We start from the raw sequence: 926 nt of genomic DNA on the forward strand, positions 1-926 counted from the left end.
GCACTTGGAAAATGCAATTGAGCACGTGCACCTTTTTGAGGCATTAAATACATAACACCATTGGCATCTGCTGAATAAGCAAACCAATGTGCTTTTGCTTGGTCCTGGCTTTTATCTATATCTAAATGAATTTTAACGGTGTTTTGGGTAACATCAATGATCTTTCCTGTAAACGCTGCACCAATGAGATCTAAATTACGTACTAACCGCTGACGAATACTTTTCTCTGGTTGGGCAGTATATTGAAACTTCAACACGCCATCATCAAGATGAGTCTCCCTAGCCGTTACGATATAGGAGCTTCCCTTGAATTGCACCGACGTGCCCAACTCATGGGCCTCTGTGCTTTCAAACTCACAAAAAGTATAATCGGCTTCACTTACATCCGTACCATCGTTTTCAGTAATCAATCGGTACGCATCGACGTCCATTCGGACTATAGAAGGCAGATGGTCGATCGTTATGCTTTTTCTACTTTGAGGTGTACCAAGCCAAAATCGAGCACCTTTTCCTTTTAAATCAGGAAAAACAACCGCATGCAAACGGGAGGCCATTCTTTTAATGAATTCCCAATCTGTTTCTAAGTATTGAATCGCAATACTACTAATGGCTTGACCGTTAGAAGCTTGGTCGATGTAATCTCCATTAGGATAGGCGCTTACGATGTTTTTTATTAACTGCACGTATGTCATGTTCGCATCTTGAAAAGAACGTGAGCGCTTTGCAATATCCATATTTGCTGTAAATGATACAGCCTCAACAGATACATAGTGCACCCCTTGTGATGCCTGCAACTCCGCATTTTCAATTCTTCCTGAGAACAATATGGCACTGTCTCGCCCAAATTTCACTACTACTTCATCTGTTTGATTGACCCGCTGAATATACTTTTGCGCTTGCTCTTCAGCAATCATTCCCGTAAAGTA

The 926-nt window shown here is 41.5% G+C and carries 1 pseudogene; it reads right to left on the reverse strand.

Going from position 1 to position 926, the window contains the following annotated elements:
- Positions 1–926: pseudogene (locus ABNX05_RS26020) on the reverse strand (hypothetical protein); the annotation flags it as partial.

This window comes from Lysinibacillus zambalensis (assembly GCF_040183165.1).
Classification (GTDB): Bacteria; Bacillota; Bacilli; order Bacillales_A; family Planococcaceae; genus Lysinibacillus; species Lysinibacillus zambalensis.